The sequence below is a fragment of the Pelomicrobium sp. G1 genome (assembly GCF_051905455.1).
GTDB lineage: Bacteria > Pseudomonadota > Gammaproteobacteria > Burkholderiales > UBA6910 > Pelomicrobium.
Window position 1 is genome coordinate 1 of record NZ_JBQACR010000237.1, and the last position, 314, is coordinate 314.

Here is a 314-nt window from a genome sequence, read left to right on the forward strand (position 1 = left end):
GGCTCACCTCGCGGGAGGCGGAGACCTGGGTGAAACCCACTGCTCGGGCGAGATCGGCCAGCCGGCGCTCGTGGTCAGGGTAGCGCCAGGCGTGCATGAGCACGATGGCGACCGCGCGCAGCCCCTCCCGGTAGGCGGCCTCCAGCGCTTCCCGCGCGGCGGTCTCGTCGAGGGGCGTGATGACCTCGCCGTGGGCGCTTAGGCGCTCGCGCACCTCGACCACTTGGCGGTAGAGGGGTTGCGGCAGGACGATGTTCAGATCGAACAGGCGCGGGCGGTTCTGATAGCCGATGCGCAACTGGTCCCCCAAGCCC

At 70.7% G+C, this 314-nt stretch carries 1 protein-coding gene; it reads right to left on the minus strand.

Translation table 11 applies throughout. The features are described 5' to 3' along the window. Window positions 1-314 (minus strand): hydantoinase/oxoprolinase N-terminal domain-containing protein (locus ACTFO6_RS18335; protein WP_439935815.1); only part of this gene is annotated, 314 nt, incomplete at both ends.